The 264-nt window shown below is 75.4% G+C and carries 1 protein-coding gene; it reads left to right on the plus strand.

What is annotated here, in order from left to right:
• Nucleotides 1-62: 62 nt before the first annotated feature.
• A partial coding sequence (locus tag ACEN88_RS35610) for a GAF domain-containing protein (RefSeq protein WP_413347109.1) occupies nt 63-264 on the plus strand: 202 nt, incomplete at its 3' end.

Here is a 264-nt window from a genome sequence, read left to right on the forward strand (position 1 = left end):
CTCCGTCTCGGGGGCTCGGAGAGGTTTATAAGACACCGGGCGAGATCGGGCGGCGGGCCGACGTGCGCACCGACCCGCGCGCGGCCGCGCGCCAGGGCACCTATCTCGCGCTGGACATCCAGGCCTGCCTCGCCGTCCCGCTGCGCAAGAGCGGGCGGCTGCAGGCGTTCCTGGTGCTGGGCCTCGACCGGCCGCACCCGTGGACCGACGCCGAGGTGGCGCTGGCCCGCGTGCGCGAGGCCGGGGCCGAAGGCGTCGATGGAA

It is taken from the genome of Massilia sp. CT11-108 (assembly GCF_047302915.1).
GTDB classification, from domain to species: domain Bacteria; phylum Pseudomonadota; class Gammaproteobacteria; order Burkholderiales; family Burkholderiaceae_D; genus Telluria; species Telluria orientalis.